Consider the following 19,712-nt stretch of genomic DNA (forward strand, 5'->3'; position numbering starts at 1 on the left):
ATGCTTTGGACAGACTGCTTAAATCGCTTGCGACAAGAGCTCTCTGGAAATGTCTTTACAATGTGGATACGCCCACTGGTTGCAGAGGAACTGGACGATACTCTTCGTCTTTATGCACCGAACCCTTACTGGACGCGCTACATTCAAGAACATCATCTGGAGCTGATCTCGATTCTGGCGGAACAGTTATCTGAAGGCCGTATCCGTAAAGTCGAAATTCTGGTGGATTCCCGTCCTGGTGCGATTTTATCTGCCAGTGAACAGCCAGCGACCACCACGGCTGCTTTAGAAACACAGCCAGTGAGTACGCCTGCGCCTCGCCCACGTAAAGAAAAAGAAGAATCGGTTAAAAATAGCCGCAAGCGTCAGCTGAATCCCTTATTCACTTTTTCTCTATTTGTGGAAGGCCGCTCGAATCAGATGGCCGCAGAAACCTGCCGTAAGGTTTTGACCCAGCTCGGTGCATCTCAACATAACCCGTTATTTTTGTATGGCCCGACCGGTCTGGGTAAAACCCACTTGATGCAGGCAGTAGGGAATGCATTATTGCAAGCCAAGCCGAATGCCCGCGTGATGTATATGACCGCAGAAAGCTTTGTGCAGGACTTTGTCAGCTCGCTGCAGCAGGGCAAGGTTGAAGAATTCAAGAAAAACTGTCGTTCTCTGGATTTATTACTGGTCGATGATATTCATTTATTGGCGGGTAAAGAGGCTAGTCTGGTTGAGTTTTTCTATACTTTTAACGCACTGTTGGATGAATCGAAACAGATCATCTTGACCTCGGATCGTTATCCGAAAGAATTGACGGAGCTGGATCCACGTCTGGTTTCACGTTTCTCATGGGGTTTGTCGGTAGGGGTTGAACCGCCCGATATTGAAACCCGTATTGAAATTTTACTTAAAAAAGCCGAAAGCAATGAAGTTGACCTGCCACGTAACTGCGCACTGTTTATTGCACAACAAGTGGTTGCCAATGTGCGTGAGCTTGAAGGTGCACTAAACAAAGTGGTGGCGATTTCCCGCTTTAAAGGCACACCGATTGATCTGGATGTGGTACGTGAATCCTTAAAAGATGTTTTGGCGATTCGCGCCCGCACCATCAGTACTGAAAATATTCAGCGTGTGGTCAGTGAATATTTCCGTATTCCACTGAAAGAACTGGTCGGTCCGAAACGTACCCGTATTTATGCACGTCCGCGTCAGCTTGCAATGGGTCTGGCACGTGAATTGACCGGAGACAGTTTCCCGGAAATTGGTATGGCATTTGGTGGTCGTGACCACAGTACCGTGATGCACGCCTGTGAAAAAGTATTGAGTCTGCGTGAGGAAGATCCGATCTTCAACGAGGACTATAAAAACCTGCAGCGCCTGCTGCAAAGCTAAGCCAAAACGCTCAAATTCTGCGCTTGCTATGCGGCTTTTTTTGCCGCATAGTACAGTGCTAAATAATTAACTTTTCCATATTAATCTTCAGTTTTCAGAGGAATGTACCGTGCGTTTAAAAATCGCGAAAGAGAGCTTACTGAATGTTCTATCACATGTCGTAGGAGCGGTTGAACGTCGCCATACCCTAAACATTCTGTCTAACCTGAAAATTCAAGTGACAGCTCAAGTATTAACGGTGACTGGTTCAGATCTTGAGGTAGAACTGGTAGCAAGTATGCCTCTGAATGAAGGTGCATGTTTGCAAGCCGGTGAAACCACGGTTCCTGCACGTAAGCTGATCGATATCTGTAAATCTTTGCCATCAGCTGCGTTGGTAGATCTGCAAATTACTGAAGATCAGCGCTGTATTTTAAAGTCTGGAAACAGCCGTTTTGTGCTCGGTACCTTGCCTGCTGAAGACTATCCATTGCTGTCGACTGAAAACAGTCAGGGCACACAGGTAACTGTGACCCAGCGTGAATTAAAACGCCTGTTTGAAAAAACTGCTTTTGCAATGGCGGTACAGGATGTCCGTTTCTACCTGACCGGTACATTACTGGAAATTGATGCTAACCAATTGCGCGCAGTGACTACGGATGGTCACCGTCTGGCGCTGTGTGAAACAGCTGCGCAATCGACTGCAGCTCAGCCAATCCAGGCGATTGTGCCACGTAAGGCAGTAGGTGAATTACAGCGTTTGCTTAGTGTTGAAGATGATCAGTTATCATTACTGATTGGTCGTGAATTGCTAAATGTAACTATCACTGTTGCAAACCGTGATAAGGAGCAGGGGGATACTACAGTACGTTTCACCACCAAATTGATTGATGGTAAATTCCCTGACTATCGCCGTGTGATTCCACGTGGTGGTGACAAGCACGTGATCATCGCACATGACGTATTCAAGCAATCTCTGCAACGTGTTGCGATTTTGAGTAATGAGAAACTTCGTGGTGTATTCCTGAACTTTAATGCGGATTCACTACAACTGCGTGCCAATAACCCGGAGCAGGATGAAGCGATTGAAGATCTGGCCATTCAGTATGCGGATGCACCCATGGAAATGTCTTTCAATGCGCAATATTTGCTAGAAGTCTTGGGTGTGCTGGATGGTGATGATGTCTCCATGAGCATGACCGAAGCAAACCAGTCGGTGTTGGTTCAGGATCCTGCACATACTGATCAAACTTATGTTGTCATGCCGATGCGCGTTTAAGCGGCAGCATCCAGGCACAAGCTAATCATGCATATTACGCGTTTGCATATAGAGCGTGTACGAAACTTAAAAACGGTTGCTCTCCAGGGATTGCAGCCGTTTAACGTTTTTTATGGCCAGAATGGTTCAGGCAAGACTTCTATTCTGGAAGCCATTCATCTGCTGGCCACAGGGCGTTCTTTTCGTACCCATATTCCTAAAAATTACATTCAGCACAGTGCTGCGGATGCGATCGTGTTTGCCCAGTCTGATACCGAAAAAGTTGGTATGCAGAAAATGGCCAGTGGTGAGCAGCTGATCAAGGTAAATGGTGATCTGGTGGCGACCCAGGGGCAGCTGGCCAAACTGCTACCTTTGCAGCTGATTGATCCACAAAGCACCGATATTATCGATCATGGTGCCAAGCCACGCCGACAGTTATTGGACTGGTTAATGTTCCACGTGGAACCAGAGTTCTACCATGCCTGGCAATATTATTCGCGTGCCTTGAAGCAGCGCAACAGCTTGCTAAAGTCTAGGCGCTACCTCAGTCTGTCAGAGCTGGAACCGTGGAACCAGATGCTCAGTCAATATGGTGAGATTCTGCATTCACAACGGGTCGGTATTGTCGAGCAATGGAAAGTTTTCTTTGAAGAAGACCTGAAACATTTGCTGCCAGATCTTACGATTAGCCTGGATTATAGTCCCGGTTTTCATACTGAAACTGGCCTGCTCAATGACCTCACCAATCATCATGAGCGGGACGTTGAAAGACGCTATACAGAATACGGCCCACATCGCGCAGATTTGCGTCTAAAGACCCCTCTGGGAGATGCAGATGTGATCCTGTCTCGTGGACAGAAAAAGCTGCTGCTGATGGCGTTAAAACTGTCTCAAATTGCAATGCTACATTCTTGTAATAAGGAAACTGTGGTATTATTAGATGATCTGACAGCAGAATTAGATTTAACCGCACAACAACGTTTAATTGAGCGATTGAGCCAACTTGGTAGTCAAGTTTTTATTACCACTTTAGACCACGAATCAGTACAAAAGCATTTACATGATTTGTCTATCTCATATCAGTTATTCAATGTTGAAAACGGTATCGTTCAGGTTGTTGCGCAATAGTATTTTAAAGTTTTACCCATCTTTGGATAGACCTATTTTTCACTAGGGAGAAACCATGAGTTCAGAAGATCAAGCTGCTTCTCAACCAGAACAAACCATTGAAAAGGCTTATGATTCCTCTAGCATCAAGGTATTACGTGGTTTAGACGCTGTGCGTAAGCGTCCGGGCATGTACATTGGTGATACAGACGACGGTACAGGCTTACACCACATGGTTTTCGAGGTGGTCGACAACTCGATTGACGAGGCGCTGGCAGGTCACTGTGATGAAATTTTAGTGACTATTCATGAAGATGAATCGGTGTCAGTATCAGATAACGGCCGTGGTATTCCAACTGATATTCACCCTGAAGAAGGTGTGTCTGCAGCAGAAGTAATTCTGACTATTCTGCATGCCGGCGGTAAGTTTGATGACAACAGCTATAAGGTCTCTGGTGGTCTGCACGGGGTAGGTGTTTCGGTTGTAAACGCCCTGTCAGAAAAACTGGAACTGACCATTCATCGTGCTGGTCATATTCACCAGCAGGAATACCGTCATGGCGATTCACAGTACCCGTTAAAAGTCATCGGTGATACAGACCGAACCGGTACCCGTGTACGTTTCTGGCCAAGTGCTGAAACCTTTAGTCAGACCATTTTCAATGTCGATATTCTGGCGCGCCGTTTACGTGAACTGTCGTTCCTGAATGCCGGTGTGCGTATCGTACTGCGTGATGAACGCATTAATGCTGAATATGTATTTGATTATGAAGGTGGTCTGTCCGAATTTGTGAAATATATCAATGAGGGCAAAACTCACCTGAATGATATCTTCCATTTTACTACGATGGCGGAGAACGGAATCGGGGTAGAAGTGGCATTGCAATGGAATGATTCTTATCAGGAAAATGTACGCTGCTTTACCAACAACATCCCGCAAAAGGATGGTGGTACGCATTTAGCCGGTTTCCGCGCTGCACTGACCCGTGGTTTAAATAATTACATGGATAGTGAAAATATTCTGAAAAAAGAAAAAGTTGCAGTATCTGGTGATGATGCACGTGAAGGTTTGACTGCGATTGTATCGGTGAAAGTACCTGATCCGAAATTCTCATCACAAACCAAAGAAAAACTGGTGTCGAGCGAAGTAAAAACTGCGGTCGAACAGGCCATGAATAAGTCATTCTCAGAGTATTTGTTAGAGAATCCGCAAGCAGCGAAATCAATCGCGGGTAAAATCATAGATGCCGCACGTGCCCGTGATGCAGCGCGTAAAGCACGTGAAATGACACGTCGTAAGAGTGCTTTAGACATTGCCGGTCTTCCAGGCAAACTGGCAGACTGTCAGGAAAAAGATCCAGCATTGTCTGAGCTGTACCTGGTCGAGGGTGACTCGGCGGGTGGTTCTGCGAAACAGGGTCGTAACCGTAAGATGCAGGCAATCTTGCCACTGAAAGGTAAAATCCTGAATGTAGAACGTGCGCGTTTCGACCGTATGATTTCATCGGCTGAAGTGGGAACGCTGATTACTGCACTGGGCTGTGGTATTGGCCGTGAAGAATACAACCCGGACAAGTTGCGTTATCACAAAATCATTATCATGACCGATGCTGACGTAGATGGTTCGCACATCCGTACCTTGCTGTTGACCTTCTTCTTCCGTCAAATGCCGGAACTGGTAGAACGTGGTCATATTTATATTGCACAGCCACCGCTATACAAGCTGAAAAAAGGCAAGCAGGAACAGTACATCAAGGATAATGATGCACTAGAAACTTACCTGATTTCGAATGCGATTGATGAACTTGAACTGCACATCAGTGCGGATGCACCTGCCATTCGTGGTGATGCACTGGCAAATGTGATTGCGGATTACCAGACCTCGCAAAAAAGCTTGAATCGTTTGACGTTACGTTATCCTGCAACGTTGCTGGATGGTCTGTTGGCGCTTGAAGCATTTAAACTGGATCAGGCAGCTGATCTGGATTATGTGGAAAACTGGGCAATGCAGTTGCGTCAACACATCGAAGACAAGCAACCAAGCCTGCGTCCTGAGCTGGGTATTGAAACCTTCGAGAAGGAAGATGCAGAAGGCAACAAGTCTGTGACTTATCTGCCACGTATCACGATTTATATCCATAACCTGCCACATGTTTATCTGCTTGATTCAGGTCTGTTGGGTTCAAGTGAATATGCACGTTTATTGAAGAACTCGAAGAGCTGGTTTACGTTACTTGAAGAGGGTGCTTACCTGCAAAAAGGTGAGCGCAAGATTCTGGTGAATAACTTCCATGAAGTATGGCAGCACATCCTGCAAGACTCACGTCGCGGCATGATGATCCAGCGTTATAAAGGTCTGGGTGAGATGAATGCGGATCAGCTGTGGGAAACCACCATGGATCCAGAAAACCGTAATATGCTACAGGTAACGGTACAGGATGCGATTGAAGCAGATCGTATGTTCTCTTGCTTGATGGGTGACGACGTAGAACCACGCCGTGCCTTCATTGAAGAGAATGCTCTGAACGCAGATATCGATGCATAACTGATACACAATACACTTAAAAAAGCACCTTTCGGGGTGCTTTTTTTGTGATCAATTTATGCTAATGTCATTTTAACTGGTTAGTATATTCAGCAGCTGATCAGTGATTCTGGCACCCTATCTGGTGATTTTTTTTATTCGCAGTATTTGTCTGATCTGGGCCAGCCTATAGCAATAAAGAGGTTTATCCATGGATAGCCAGCTTGAAGAAGTTCGTGAAATTTGGGCCAATGCATTCTATACCGGTCATTATGAGGTTCTGCGTCAGTATGAGCATGAAGACTTTAAGGTGGTGTTTGAGCAGAAAAACCGTGTAGAAACCAGTTATGTCCGTTATGACAGGATTGCGCATGCGGTCAAGAATGGGGTCTGGAAACCGCATAAGCCTGAAGTAGAATATGAAGATTACGAATATAATGCGGATCAGACGGAATGCTGTGTAGTGACTGGTTTAGCTAAAGATAAACATCGTATTCAGGAATTGTGGCGCTATGCAAATGAATGGAAAATCATTGAACTTCGATTTCTAAAATCCTAGATTTTTAACTGTTTAACAAAGTTATAAAAATAAAGTAATTAATAAATCAAAATATGTATGAATAGTACCGTTCCTAAATAAGCTCAAAGCTTGATCAATAGTGTGGATAACTTCAAAGTTATCCATATTTATTTATGTGAATAAGATAGTATTTATCCACAATAGATTCACTTTTAAATCAGCTCTTATTTTAAATTCAAATTTATTCTCTGGTGACTTGTGGGTATATATTTTTAAATTTAAAATAATGTTTTAAATTTAAATTAGCAGCTTATGCAGGATTTCTGCGTTTAAGCCAAAACTGTCCAAAATAGATTAGTTTGCCTGCTGTTTTTATAGAAAATTAAAATAAATATTATATAAAATAACCGCTTATGTGGTTAATGTAGTTTTATTTAATAGTTGGCGTGGAACATATTTTTACTTGGGAAATCTAGGTGTAGTTAAACTACATAATTATTTTAATAATCAAGTGAAATTTAATTTTATTTTTAAAATCATTGAATTAAATATAGTTATTATGGGTTTATTCTTTGGGGTGCTTTTCTAGATCAGCATTTGTATTCGGATTTGTCTGAGCTATTTTCTGCAAGTTAGAAAGAGGAGTAAAAATTAAATAACTTCCGTTAAACAGAGTTTTTGATGAAGAAACTTGAAAAATAGAAACAGGTGATTTGATCTATCTTGATTAAAGAATAAAAAGCGCCTGGAAGGCGCTTTTTATTCTTTTAGTACATTTACGGTGTCAGAATGACTTTACGACAGTCTTCTTCCTTCTTGTCAAAAATACGGTAACCTTCTGCAGCATCTTCCAGTTGCATGCGATGGGTAATAATCACATCTGGAGACAGATCTCCATTTTCAATATGTTCGAGCAACTGCGGCAAGTATTTATGCACATGGGTTTGTCCCATTTTAAAAGTCAAACCTTTATCAAAGGCATCACCAAACAGGAAGCCATGAATTGGACCGGCATAAACCCCCGGTACACTCACCACACCGCCGCGTCGGACTGCTGCAATACATTGTCTTAGTGCTGAACCACTCGAACCTTCTAATTTCAGGTTGGTCATTACGGTTTCCAGAACACTGCCTTTGGCTTCGAAACCAACGGCATCAATAACTGCATCAACACCACGATAACCTGCTGTATTTTGAATAATAAATTCAGCTGCATCGACTTCATCAAAGTTGACCGGAATGACCCCATAGGTTTGATGAGCAAATCGCAAGCGATAAGGGTGATGGTCTACCATGAAGATCTGTTCGGCACCGAGCATCCGTGCACAAGCTGCAGATAACAGACCGACTGGACCTGCGCCATAAATCGCCACTGTAGAACCACGGGTGACTTGAGCATTGGTTACTGCCTGCCAGGCTGTTGGCAGAATATCGGTCAGGAATAATACTTTTTCATCAGGCAAAGAGCCGGGAACCTTAAACGGTCCGACATTACCTTTGGGAATTCGCACATATTCAGCCTGACCACCCGGAACACCACCATACAGGTGGCTAAAGCCAAACAAGGCCGCTCCTGGTGGAATCTGTTTTTTATTCAGGATCGCACCACGACCCGTATTGGTATTTTCACAGGCAGCCATGAGTTCATGTTCACAGAAAAAACAGTGACCGCATGCAATGACAAAGGGAATGATCACCCGGTCACCTTTTTTGACTTCTGTCACTGCAGGGCCGACTTCTTCTACAACTCCCATAAATTCATGGCCGAAAATATCACCGTCTTCAGTGGCAGGGATTTTACCCCGGTATAGATGTAGATCTGAGCCACAGATGGCGGTGGCTGTCACCCTTAAAATAACGTCATCTGGTTCCTGAATCACTGGATCTGGAACAGATTCAACTCGTACATCCCGAGCACCATGATAGGTAAGAGCACGCATGCGGATTTCCTCTCTAGTTCAACATAAATAGTCTCAAATAAGGCTGCTGATTATTAAAAAGCCTTTTTATTAGAGCCTTATAACCTGACCTAGAGCTGTAAATTAATGTATGAAATAAGGAAGCCGAGTGTTTAAAAAATAAACTTATATAGTACTTGCGTAATTCACTACAAAATATGTCAAAAATCGAGTAAATGATTAACCAAGCTGAGAAGTGTAGGAAAATAGGTAAAAGAAAAGATTTACTAATAGCAGAGAAAATATAAATCCATAAAAAAGGATCAGTAACTGTAGTTACTGATCCTTGAAGCTTTAAATGAATATTAAAATTAACTTTCCTGGAAAGACTGTTCCAGTTCTTCTAATTCCATCATCAGTTCCAGCATCTGTTCTTCAGCAGTTTCCAGTTGTGCTTTCAGTTTAGTCTGCTCATTCATGAGCTTAAGCAATTCATCCTTACGCGCTGCATCATACAGACCAGTGTCTGCCAGCTTTTCTTCAATTGCAGCGAGTTTTGGCTGCAACTTTCCGATCTGGCTTTCACATTTTTCAATATTTTTGCGAATCGGCCGAGTCTGCTCACGTTGGCGAGCAGCCTCCTTGCGTTGGGCTTCTTTATCCATTTTACTTGGTACAGGTTTCGCTTCAGCTTGCTGTGTTTTCACCACTTCAGCAGTTTTAGGCGCATTTTTTAATAATTCTGCACGTGCCTGACGTAACCACTCGGCATAAGCGACCAGATCGCCATCAAATTCAGTACATTTGCCGTTATGAACTAACAGCAGCTCATCACAGACACTGGCAATCAGCTGACGTTCATGCGAAACCAGCACGACAGCACCCTCGAAATCTTGTAGTGCCATCGTTAAAGCATGACGCATATCCAGGTCCAGATGGTTGGTTGGTTCATCCAGAATCAGCACGTTTGGACGCTGCCATACAATTAATGCAAGTGCTAAACGGGCACGTTCACCACCCGAGAAACTTTCACTTGGTGTATCCATGCGTTCGCCGCTAAAGCCGAAGCTGCCGAGGAAAGAACGCAAGGTGGCCTCACTGATTTTAGGGTCAGCGATACGTGCCAGCTGCAACATCGGGCTGGCGCTACCATCCAGTGCATCCATCTGGTGCTGGGCAAAGTAGCCAATATTTAACAATTCCGAGTCTTTACGAAAACCTTTAATTAAAGCTAAATCACCGACGAGAGATTTAATCAGAGTCGATTTACCAGCACCATTCATCCCCAGCAGACCAATACGGCTATTTGGAGTAATTTGCAGGCTGACATTACGTACAATCAGCTTGTCGCCGTAACCGATATCGGCATTTTCCAATTGCAGTAATGGTGAACTCATTTTGGTGGGTTCACGGAAGCTGAAAGTAAACGGCGTATCTACATGCGCAACGGAGAGTTCCTGCATACGCTCCAGCTGCTTGATTCGGCTCTGGGCCTGTTTTGCCTTGGTGGCTTTGGCCTTAAAACGGTCAATAAATTTTTGCAGATGGACACGCACTTCAAGCTGCTTTTCATAGGCTTGTTGCTGCTGTGCCAGACGTTCGCTACGGGTACGCTCAAAAGTCGAGTAATTACCGGTATAAAGTGTCAGTTCCTGATTTTCGATATGTAAAATATGATCAGTAATGGCATCCAGGAAATCCCGGTCATGTGAAATCAGCACCAAGGTGCCTTCATAGGATTTGAGCCAGTCTTCTAGCCAAAGAATCGCATCTAAATCTAAATGGTTGGTCGGTTCATCCAGTAATAACAGATCAGAACGGCTCATCAAAGTACGCGCCAGATTCAGACGCATACGCCATCCCCCCGAAAAACTGGCAACATCCAGCTCGGATTGATAATCCATAAAGCCCAAACCTGCCATCAGCTGTGAAGCCTTAGAGGGTGCCACATAACCGGAAATTTCGTCAAAGCGGCCATAGAGGCGTGCCAGTTCAGCATCATCCAGCTGTTCAGGATGATTCAGCTTTTGTTGGATATCCCAGTATTCCTCATCGCCAGACAGGACAAAATCAATCGCCTTCATATTCAAGGCTTTGATTTCCTGGGCCATATGCGCCACAGTCCAGACTGCAGGACGGGTCAGGGAACCACTGTCAGATTCAATCCCACCCAAAAGTGCTGAAAATAGGGTCGACTTACCGGCTCCATTGACACCGGTCAGGCCAATTTTCCATCCAGGATGCAATTGCATGGAGGCTTTCTGGAAAAGGATGCGTCCACCGCGGCGTATGGTTAACTGATCTAACTGAATCATGGAACTGTACTGACATTCGACAAGAAGAATGGCGCTATTCTAAAGGAAAGCCCATCAAAATAAAAAAATCTTGCTGGAGAATTCACAGGATCCTGCACTTCATCCATAACATAGATTCATATTTTTGAATCTATGTTTAAATAGAACAGGTGTTTTTAATGACAATACAAGATGATATTGAAATATAAATTTCAGTAAAAAATAACCAAGAATAAATAGAGTAGAGCAAAATGAAGAAAGGATCTTTGATTTTAACTGCCTTGACTGTACTTGCCTCAAATATGAGTTTTGCCAAGGTAGACATTTGCGTCTTTGATTTATTGGGCAAGTCTGGTGAATCTTACAAGTTACTAGAAGAATGGCAGTTAGTGAGCAAGCAATGGGGGACTGAAGTACAACTGCTTGCTTATCAGGATGAAGCAAAAGTCGATCAGGACTTTAAAGCAGGCAAATGTGATGGACTGTTTATGACCTCCATGCGTGCCCGGGCCTATAACAAATTTGCCGGTTCAATTGATGCTATTGGCGGTGTGCCTAGCAATGATATCGCCATGAAAGCCATTAGCTATGTACTGGATCAGCGTAATGCCAAACGTCTGGTGTCTACCATTGGCAAAGACAAGTTTGAAGTTGCCGGAATTGTGCAAATTGGTACGGCATATATTTTTGTACGGGATCGTGCCATAAACAAGATTGAACAGGTGAAAGATAAGAAATTTGCAGTTTTGCATTATGACTATGCACAAAAAGTCATGGTAAATAGGATTGAAGCTGTGCCAGTTATGTCGGAAATTTCTAATTTTATTCGCCGTTTTAATCAGGGCGAAGTCGATATTGTGGCTGCACCTGCTTATGCTTTTAAGCCGCTAGAACTGTCTAAGGGCTTGGGGAATAAAGGTGCAATGATCAAGTTTCCTGTAGTAAATGTGACGGCAGATTTAATTATTCGGCCAAATAAATTTCCGGACAAGTTTGCAACACAATCACGTGCCTGGTTCATTAAACAGTTACCAAAAACCATTGCTACTGTTAAGCGTATGGAAGCAGAAATTCCAGCTAAATATACGCTAAATTTAAGTCGTGAGGACTATACCAGTTACCAGAAAATTCTCCGAGATGGCCGGATTGATCTGACTAATCAGGGCATCTATGACCCAAATATGATGCGGGTATTGAAACGTGCGCGTTGTACGGTAGAACGTACCAATTTTGAATGCTCATTAGGCGGAGAATAGTGCTCTAATGTATTTGTTTGTAAATTGAATTAAAAAAATGTAAGTTTTTAGGATTTTAAATAAATCGCTAAAAAATTGATATCTATAGACTTCCTTATATCTAAAATGTGAATACGGGACACATTTTGATAATAGGGGACAAACTCCCTAAATATAATGGAGTAAATACTCTATTTTTTTTAAAGAAACTTGCTAATATTTGTCACAAGTATGGAAACTCCATCGAAGAACAAGATTTTGCAAGGATTATTAGAATGAAAAAAACACTTCTAGCATTGGCGACGTTTTCTGCCGTTAGTTTCGCAGGTACAGCGCAAGCGAAAAAAGTCGATATCTGTGTTTTCGACTTACTTGGCAAATCTGGTGAGTCTTTCCAGATGGCTCAGGAATGGGCACTGGCAGCGAAATCATGGGGGGCAGAAATTAATCTGATTGCCCGTCAGGATGAAGCAGTTGCAGATAATGACTTTAAAGCGGGTAAATGTGACGGCGTATTTATGACGGCGATGCGTGCACGTCAATACAATAAATTTGCTGGCTCTATTGATGCGCTAGGCGGCGTGCCAAGTAATGCAATTGCACAGCGTGCCATTACCTTTGCTTTGGATAAACGTAATGCTGCCAAGATGGTCAGTAATTTAGGCGGCAAAAAATATGAAATTGCCGGTATTGCACCACTGGGCTCGGCTTTTATCTTTGTGCGTGACAAAAACATCAACTCGATTGAAAAAGCCGCCGGTAAAAAGTTTGCTGTACTGGGCTATGACGATGCACAAAAAATCATGGTGCAGCGTGTAGGTGCCCAGGCAGTCGTGTCTGATGTATCCAACTTTGTGGCCAAGTTTAATAATGGTCAGGTAGATATGGTAGGTGCACCTGCTTATGCTTATAAGCCGCTAGAAATCTATAAAGGCTTGGGCAATAGTGGCGCGATGTTTAACTTCCCGGTGCTGCATGTCACTTCAGACTTTGTGATCCGTCCTGAAAGCTTCCCGGCAGGTTTTGGACAGAAATCACGTGATTGGTTTGTTAAGAACTTGCCAAAGAGCATGGCGATGATTAACCGTTTAGAAGCCGGTATTCCAGCCAAATATAAAATGAACCTGAGTGCAGAAGACAAGACGAAATATCAAAAAATGCTTCGTGACGGCCGTATGGATATGACCAAGCGGGGAATTTATGATGCTTCTATGATGAGTGTACTGAAACGTGCCCGCTGTTCTGTCGACAAGGCAAACTTCGAATGTTCACTGCCGGGTGAATAAACTGATTTTAAAAGGAAAAAAGCCTGGAAAATTCCAGGCTTTCTTTATGTTAAGGCAGGTAACTTTGCCATTGCCTGCGACTTGAAAATGATTAGAATGAATATCAGTCATGCTGTCATCTTTCTCATAAAAACAATGATATGCAGCAGTCTTGAGAAAACAAAAACAATTTTTTAAGGAATAAAATATGAAAACTTGGTTGAAGGCGTTCGCACTCGGTACAGGCATGGTCGCAGCGTCCGGTACAGTACAGGCGAAGCAAATCGTCTGTGTATTTGATCTGGTCGGTAAGAATGGCGATGTGTACGCTGTAATGAAAGATTATCAGCTGGCTGCAAAAAACTGGGGTGCAAATATCGAGCTGCGGGTAAATACCAATGAAGCTGTGGTTGCAGAAGACTTTAAAGCCGGGAAATGTGATGGTATTAGCGTCACAGGGATGCGCGGACGCCAGTTCAATAATTTTACCGGTTCACTGGATGCTATTGGTGCGATCCCAGATTTGAATCTGGCGGTTAAAGTAATGCAAGGATTGGCAAGCAAGACTTTTGCCAAACATATGCTACAAGGCAAATATGAAGTTGCCGGAGTCATTCCAGTGGGTGATGCTTTCTTGCTGGTCAATGACCGCAGTATTAATACCGTAGCTAAAGCGGCAGGTAAAAAAATTGCTGTACTGGATTATGACGAAGCGCAAAAAATCATGGTGCAACAGATAGGTGCACAGGCGGTCAGCGCTGATGTCACCAACTTTGGTGCCAAGTTTAACAATGGTCAGGTTGATATCATTGGCGCACCTGCTGCCGTATTCAAACCCTTAGAGCTGCATAAAGGTCTAGGTAGCAAAGGTGCGATTGTGAATTATCCGATTTTACAGGTGACAGGCAATATCATCATCCGCCCAGATAAATTCCCGGCAGGTTTTGGGCAAAAATCACGTGAATGGGTGAAAGGGGAATTGCCACGCGCTTTCGGAATTTTAGGTAAAATGAAAGCTGATATTCCCTCTAAATACTGGATGGATATTCCAGCAGCAGACAAACCTGGTTATCAGAAAATGATGCGTGAAGCGCGGATTGATCTGACGAAGCGCGGTATTTATGACAAACGTATGATGAAGCTGTTATGGCAGTTCCGCTGTAAGCAGGACCCGAAAAACTTTGAGTGTGCACTACAGGATGAAAATTATAAACAATCCTGATAAATTTACTCTGATTAAGCTTTAATTTACAAAGACTGACCATATATTGAGTATGCTATACTTGAAATATGGTCTTTTCTTTTTAAAGATGCCCGAACCGAACAGAGGAATCCATCATGAATGCTCAAGCACTTGTGCTGACTGACAATGCTGCCAATAAAGTACGCCAATTGCGTGACAGTGAAGGTAACCAAGATCTTATGCTACGTGTCTATGTGACTGGTGGCGGCTGTTCAGGTTTCTCTTATGGCTTCAACTTTGCTGAAAGCCAGAATGAAGATGATGCAGAATTTATTAACGGCGATGTGAAGATGCTGGTCGACTCACTCAGCTATCAGTACCTGGTAGGTTCAGTCGTTGACTATATTGAAGGGTTGGAAGGCTCTCGCTTTGTGGTACAAAACCCAAATGCTACGACTACATGTGGCTGTGGTTCATCTTTCTCGATCTAAACATGATTTGAGATTTAGACCATAGAAATCAAAAAGTCCTCATCATGAGGACTTTTTTATACGCTATTTTTATAGTTAAGCCTCAAGTTTCACCGCTTCAAGCAGGTCAAAGATCACTGTCGTCACATCCTGACTCAGCTCACGATTATTAAAAATCTCATAAGCTGTGATAGTAATGTCGGTATCACTTGGTAACAGTTTTTGTTCTTCTTCAATCAGGTCGTTGATCGGCAATAGAGTCTGTTTTACTTGCAAATGCAGAATGTCTTGATAGGCAATATTTTCATCCTCAAGTTCAATCAGCTGCTCATTGAAATAAGGGAGCAGAATCGCATGCAAATAAGGCTGAAGTTCTACAATATCAAAGATTTCGATATCACGAGTTTCATCAATTGTACTGATATGATCATTGGCTTCAATCAGGATATGGTAATAACTCATGCCGATCTCCACAGAGGGCTTTGGTGAATGATAGATGCTCACAATAACATGAAATCATCGACTATGGTCGTTCAAAAAGATAATAAAGACATAAAACTTATAAGGAATTAAATCGCTTAAGATTTGCGTGTATATAGCAAAGTCTTGTCTGCCGGGCGCAGTTCGAAATTTTCCAGCTTTTGTTCACTCAGTACCGGATACATCAATGCTTCAGGATCGCCATGATGCAATAAACCCAAGGCATGACCCAGTTCATGTGCCAGTGTTAGACGCAAGTCATCTTGCGCATCAAACTGATAGATATGGATTTCATCGCCTTTAAAAATCCCTTTATGGAACTGGCGTGGCGGAAAGCGCTGCTGTGCCTGATTAATATTGTTGTGGTGAGACTGAACACTGCTTTGATAGGCAGAAACTTGAGTATTAAAAGATAATTGTTGTTGTTGCAGATATTCCGCTTCACGCTGGAAACGTTCTGACCTGAATTGAAGCTCGTTAAATTCCTGTTGCAACTGCTGACGTTGATGAGCAGAAAGTCCCGGCTGATTGCGCCGTAGCATGAGTTGCTCGAACTGGAGTTGTAGCAGATTGCGCTGCTCTAACAGCTGACGCTGTTGCTGATCCAGATGATTTCGGGAAGCAGTCAGGTTTTCTGCCTGACGTTGATATTGGGCTTCATCGCGAAGTAATTTCTGTGTGGTTTTTTTCAGTGCATCATATTCCTGCTGGCGGTGATCATAAATGAGCTTGATGCTGAGCTGCGCATTTTCATCATAGACCATCAGGTCATCACGGCCAGTACCACGATGCCAGATCTCAACGGCTTCTTGTGCCAGTTGAATCACTTCTTCACGGGTCAGTCCAAAGCCCGGATCGACCTGGTCCACTTTAAAGCGTAAGCGCGTATCAAAAGGATGGGTGAGTCGGTCAGTCAGAGAGTTGAATTTTAGCTGCGGATGAGACTGGGTCTGTAGATGCAGAAAACCTGCAACTAGTAATACCACTACGACTAGACAGAGCAAAAGACGCATATTTTTTATTTAAATATTTATTTTTAAAAATATAGCTTAAATTTGGTATTTTTCCCATGCCTATTTACGTTACCCTTCAGCTTTTGGATAAAGCCCTAATTCGGCCAAGGCCTGCTGCAAAATTTTAAGGCGGATCGCCGGATCCATATTACTTTGCATCTGCATATTCAGTGAAAATGCCACGATTTCGTCCTGAGGTGTTTCAACCCAGCCGGTGAGCCAGCCGACTTGCGGCTCTACATCCATACCCCAACCGGATTTGGCATATAGGCGATAAGCTTGTCGTTCCTGTAACAGTAACATGGCTTTGACTTGTTGCTGGACTTGAGGATCAAAGGCAAGTTGCTCTTGAGCAAGCGCAGAGGCAAATTTGACTTCCTGTTTTGGAGTAACTTTCAAAGGTCCGACCAACCAGAAGTTGTCGATATGCTGACCAATCTGCTGATTACCAAATTGGATGCGTTGCACTTCCTGTTGCATTAATTCCAGACCAATGCGACGTGCCAGTTCCTGATAGACCGGTACAGCAGAAGCTTGCATGGCTTGGCCGAGAGTCATGTCTTTTTCCCAGGCTGCAAAACTGCGTTTCTTGCCATCCCATTTAAAAATTTCATTGGTTGTGGCTTTGCCATGTTGCAGGCCAATCAGGGCATTGAGCATTTTAAAAGTAGAGGCGGGAACATATTCGGTATCTACACGGCTTAAATCATTGCCATAGACCTGTATCTGTTGATCACGCTGAATCACTAAAACACCTGCGCTTTGCGCCTGATCAAATAATTGGGCAATGGCTTGGGTAGATTGAGTTGAAGTGCTTTGAGATGGGGAAGATGAAACGGGCAGGCTACACGCCGTCAGGCCCAAGCAACTGAGTAAAGGCAGTAAAATCAGAATTTTCATAAGTTCAGGATATTTTAATATTTGATTTAACTTAAACAGCTTTGCCTGAAAATACGATCCAATTTTGGTTATTTTCCATTTATTCCTTCAAGTTTAGGCATAAAAAAACCGCGCTTTCGCGCGGTTTTTTTTAAGCTTAAGCTGACAAATTATTTTTTATCATCTTTCACTTCAGTGAACTCAGCATCTACAACGCCGTCATCCGCTTTTTGTTGTTGACCTTCACCGCCCTGGAAAGCATTTGGATCAAAACCTTGCGCACCGCCTTGGCCTTGAGCTGCTTCATAAGCACGTTGAGTAATCGGCATGATGATATTTTGCAGCGCTTCAGTTTTCGCTTTGATCGCTTCTACATCATTTTCTTTAGTTGATGCTTCTAACTCAGACACTGCAGTTTCGATTGCAGTTTTTTCGTCAGCAGTCACTTGTTCACCAAGATCTTTCACTGCTTTTTGAGCAGAAGAAACCAAGGCATCCGCTTCGTTACGTGCTTTAGCCAGCTCTTCAAACTTACGGTCTTCTTCAGCATTCGCTTCAGCATCTTTGATCATTGCTTCGATTTCAGCATCAGACAAACCTGAGTTTGCTTTGATCTGGATAGATTGCTCTTTACCAGTGCTCTTGTCTTTTGCAGATACTTTCAAGATACCATCGGCGTTGATGTCGAACGATACTTCAATTTGTGGCACACCACGTGGAGCTGGTGGGATGTCACCTAACTGGAAATTACCCAACAATTTGTTTTGCTGCGCCATTTTACGTTCACCTTGGTAAACCGAAATGTCTACAGCAGGCTGGTTGTCCGCAGCAGTTGAGAACACTTGCGATTTTTTCGCAGGAATCGTGGTGTTTTTCTCGATGATTGGAGTCAACACACCACCCATGGTTTCAATACCAAGTGTTAAAGGCGTTACATCAAGCAGAAGTACGTCAGTTTTGTCACCAGACAATACTGCACCTTGAATCGCAGCACCCATTGCTACCGCTTCGTCAGGGTTCACGTCTTTACGTGGCTCACGACCGAAGAATTCTTGAACTTTCTGTTGAACCATTGGCATACGAGACTGACCACCCACCAGGATCACGTCAGAGATGTCAGAAGTCGAAAGACCAGCATCTTTAAGTGCAATACGGCAAGGCTCAATCGTACGCGCAACCAGGTCAGCAACCAAACCTTCAAGTTTTGCACGAGTAACGTTGATCACTAAGTGTTTAGGACCAGTCGCATCTGCAGTGATGTATGGAAGGTTGATTTCAGTTGCGTTAGAAGAAGAAAGCTCGATTTTTGCTTTTTCAGCAGCTTCTTTCAGACGTTGTAACGCAAGTGGATCGTTTTTCAGATTCACGTTTTGTTCTTTCTTGAACTCTTCAACCAGATAGTCGATCAACGCGTTATCGAAGTCTTCACCACCCAGGAAAGTATCACCGTTAGTCGACAATACTTCAATTTGCTGGTCGCCATCAAGGTCAGCAATTTCAATGATTGATACGTCGAAAGTACCACCACCCAAGTCGTATACAGCAACTTTACGGTCACCTTCTTTCTTGTCCATACCGAACGCAAGTGCAGCAGCGGTTGGTTCGTTGATGATACGTTTAACTTCCAAGCCTGCAATTCGGCCCGCGTCTTTGGTAGCTTGACGTTGTGCATCATTGAAGTAAGCAGGAACAGTAATCACCGCTTCAGTCACTGTTTCACCCAGATAGTCTTCTGCAGTTTTCTTCATTTTTTTCAGAACTTCTGCAGAGATCTGTTGTGGTGCAAGTTTCTTATCGTTTACTTCAACCCAAGCATCGCCATTGTCAGCTTTCAGGATTTTATAAGGCACCAGACCGATATCTTTTTGTACTGCCTGGTCTTCATAACGACGACCGATCAGACGTTTAATCGCGAATAATGTGTTTTTAGGGTTCGTTACCGCTTGGCGTTTAGCTGATTGACCAACCAGAATTTCACCATCTTTGTACGCAATAATAGATGGAGTTGTACGTGCGCCTTCAGCGTTTTCGATAACTTTAACTTTGTCGCCTTCAAGTACTGCAACACATGAGTTTGTAGTACCTAAGTCAATACCAATGATTTTAGCCATTTGGATGTTTCCTCTAAAATTTTTTTGTGATTTACACTTGTTATCCGATATGAGAGCCGTTCGATTTTTTTCAAGTAAATTTTTTGAAAAATTTCACAAACTCCCGAATT

Annotated in this window: 15 protein-coding genes; 9 read left to right on the forward strand and 6 right to left on the reverse strand. The window is 43.4% G+C overall.

The annotated features are described in order from the left end of the window. The 5 genes from dnaA (at position 1) to FSC11_RS00025 (ending at position 6,813) form a co-directional block, all read left to right on the forward strand. On the forward strand, positions 1 to 1,383 hold the full coding sequence (dnaA, locus tag FSC11_RS00005; RefSeq protein ID WP_004897458.1) for a chromosomal replication initiator protein DnaA: 1,383 nt from the start codon (positions 1 to 3) through the stop codon (positions 1,381 to 1,383). 109 nt (positions 1,384 to 1,492) lie between these two features. After that, positions 1,493 to 2,641, forward strand: a complete 1,149-nt coding sequence (gene dnaN / locus FSC11_RS00010; RefSeq protein WP_108675707.1) for a DNA polymerase III subunit beta — start codon at positions 1,493 to 1,495, stop codon at positions 2,639 to 2,641. A 27-nt stretch (positions 2,642 to 2,668) separates the two neighbouring features. After that, positions 2,669 to 3,751 carry a DNA replication/repair protein RecF gene (recF, locus tag FSC11_RS00015; RefSeq protein ID WP_163164401.1) on the forward strand — a complete coding sequence of 361 codons (1,083 nt, stop codon included), beginning with the start codon at positions 2,669 to 2,671 and terminating at the stop codon, positions 3,749 to 3,751. A 55-nt stretch (positions 3,752 to 3,806) separates the two neighbouring features. Further along, positions 3,807 to 6,275, forward strand: a complete 2,469-nt coding sequence (gyrB, locus tag FSC11_RS00020; RefSeq protein WP_163164403.1) for a DNA topoisomerase (ATP-hydrolyzing) subunit B — start codon at positions 3,807 to 3,809, stop codon at positions 6,273 to 6,275. Positions 6,276 to 6,465: 190 nt separating this feature from the next. Then, the gene (locus tag FSC11_RS00025) at positions 6,466 to 6,813 is read left to right on the forward strand and encodes a hypothetical protein (RefSeq protein WP_005220462.1); all 348 of its coding nucleotides are present in this window, start codon (positions 6,466 to 6,468) and stop codon (positions 6,811 to 6,813) included. Positions 6,814 to 7,550: 737 nt separating this feature from the next. Here the strand turns inward: FSC11_RS00025 and FSC11_RS00030 are convergent. Continuing rightward, on the reverse strand, positions 7,551 to 8,714 hold the full coding sequence (locus tag FSC11_RS00030; RefSeq protein ID WP_004814020.1) for a zinc-dependent alcohol dehydrogenase: 1,164 nt from the start codon (positions 8,712 to 8,714) through the stop codon (positions 7,551 to 7,553). Between the two features lie 329 nt (positions 8,715 to 9,043). Continuing rightward, on the reverse strand, positions 9,044 to 10,987 hold the full coding sequence (locus FSC11_RS00035) for an ATP-binding cassette domain-containing protein (RefSeq protein WP_163164405.1): 1,944 nt from the start codon (positions 10,985 to 10,987) through the stop codon (positions 9,044 to 9,046). Between the two features lie 230 nt (positions 10,988 to 11,217). Between FSC11_RS00035 and FSC11_RS00040 the strand changes: the two genes are divergently transcribed. The 4 genes from FSC11_RS00040 to erpA all read left to right on the forward strand — a co-directional run bounded on the left by FSC11_RS00040 (position 11,218) and on the right by erpA (position 15,140). Then, positions 11,218 to 12,222, forward strand: a complete 1,005-nt coding sequence (locus FSC11_RS00040) for a putative solute-binding protein (RefSeq protein ID WP_004814023.1) — start codon at positions 11,218 to 11,220, stop codon at positions 12,220 to 12,222. Positions 12,223 to 12,476: 254 nt separating this feature from the next. Next, positions 12,477 to 13,487, forward strand: a complete 1,011-nt coding sequence (locus FSC11_RS00045; protein ID WP_163164407.1) for a putative solute-binding protein — start codon at positions 12,477 to 12,479, stop codon at positions 13,485 to 13,487. A 226-nt stretch (positions 13,488 to 13,713) separates the two neighbouring features. Next, complete coding sequence (locus FSC11_RS00050; protein ID WP_163167691.1) at positions 13,714 to 14,688, forward strand: putative solute-binding protein; 975 nt, start codon at positions 13,714 to 13,716, stop codon at positions 14,686 to 14,688. 116 nt (positions 14,689 to 14,804) lie between these two features. Then, entirely contained in the window at positions 14,805 to 15,140 is a 336-nt protein-coding gene (gene erpA, locus FSC11_RS00055) for an iron-sulfur cluster insertion protein ErpA (protein ID WP_004814030.1), read from the forward strand. A gap of 75 nt (positions 15,141 to 15,215) precedes the next feature. Here erpA and FSC11_RS00060 read toward each other — a convergent pair whose 3' ends face one another. From FSC11_RS00060 to dnaK, 4 genes are all read right to left on the reverse strand, one after another. Continuing rightward, the gene (locus tag FSC11_RS00060) at positions 15,216 to 15,593 is read right to left on the reverse strand and encodes a hypothetical protein (RefSeq protein WP_171058635.1); all 378 of its coding nucleotides are present in this window, start codon (positions 15,591 to 15,593) and stop codon (positions 15,216 to 15,218) included. A 104-nt stretch (positions 15,594 to 15,697) separates the two neighbouring features. After that, positions 15,698 to 16,612, reverse strand: coding sequence for a matrixin family metalloprotease (locus FSC11_RS00065; protein ID WP_163164409.1), 915 nt, complete (start codon positions 16,610 to 16,612; stop codon positions 15,698 to 15,700). 69 nt (positions 16,613 to 16,681) lie between these two features. Next, positions 16,682 to 17,512: an OXA-134 family carbapenem-hydrolyzing class D beta-lactamase gene (blaOXA, locus tag FSC11_RS00070; RefSeq protein WP_163164411.1), complete on the reverse strand. Its 831-nt coding sequence runs from the start codon at positions 17,510 to 17,512 to the stop codon at positions 16,682 to 16,684. 149 nt (positions 17,513 to 17,661) lie between these two features. Further along, complete coding sequence (dnaK, locus tag FSC11_RS00075; RefSeq protein WP_004814038.1) at positions 17,662 to 19,602, reverse strand: molecular chaperone DnaK; 1,941 nt, start codon at positions 19,600 to 19,602, stop codon at positions 17,662 to 17,664. Positions 19,603 to 19,712: the final 110 nt, after the last annotated feature.

This window comes from Acinetobacter schindleri, from assembly GCF_010918895.1.
GTDB classification, from domain to species: domain Bacteria; phylum Pseudomonadota; class Gammaproteobacteria; order Pseudomonadales; family Moraxellaceae; genus Acinetobacter; species Acinetobacter schindleri.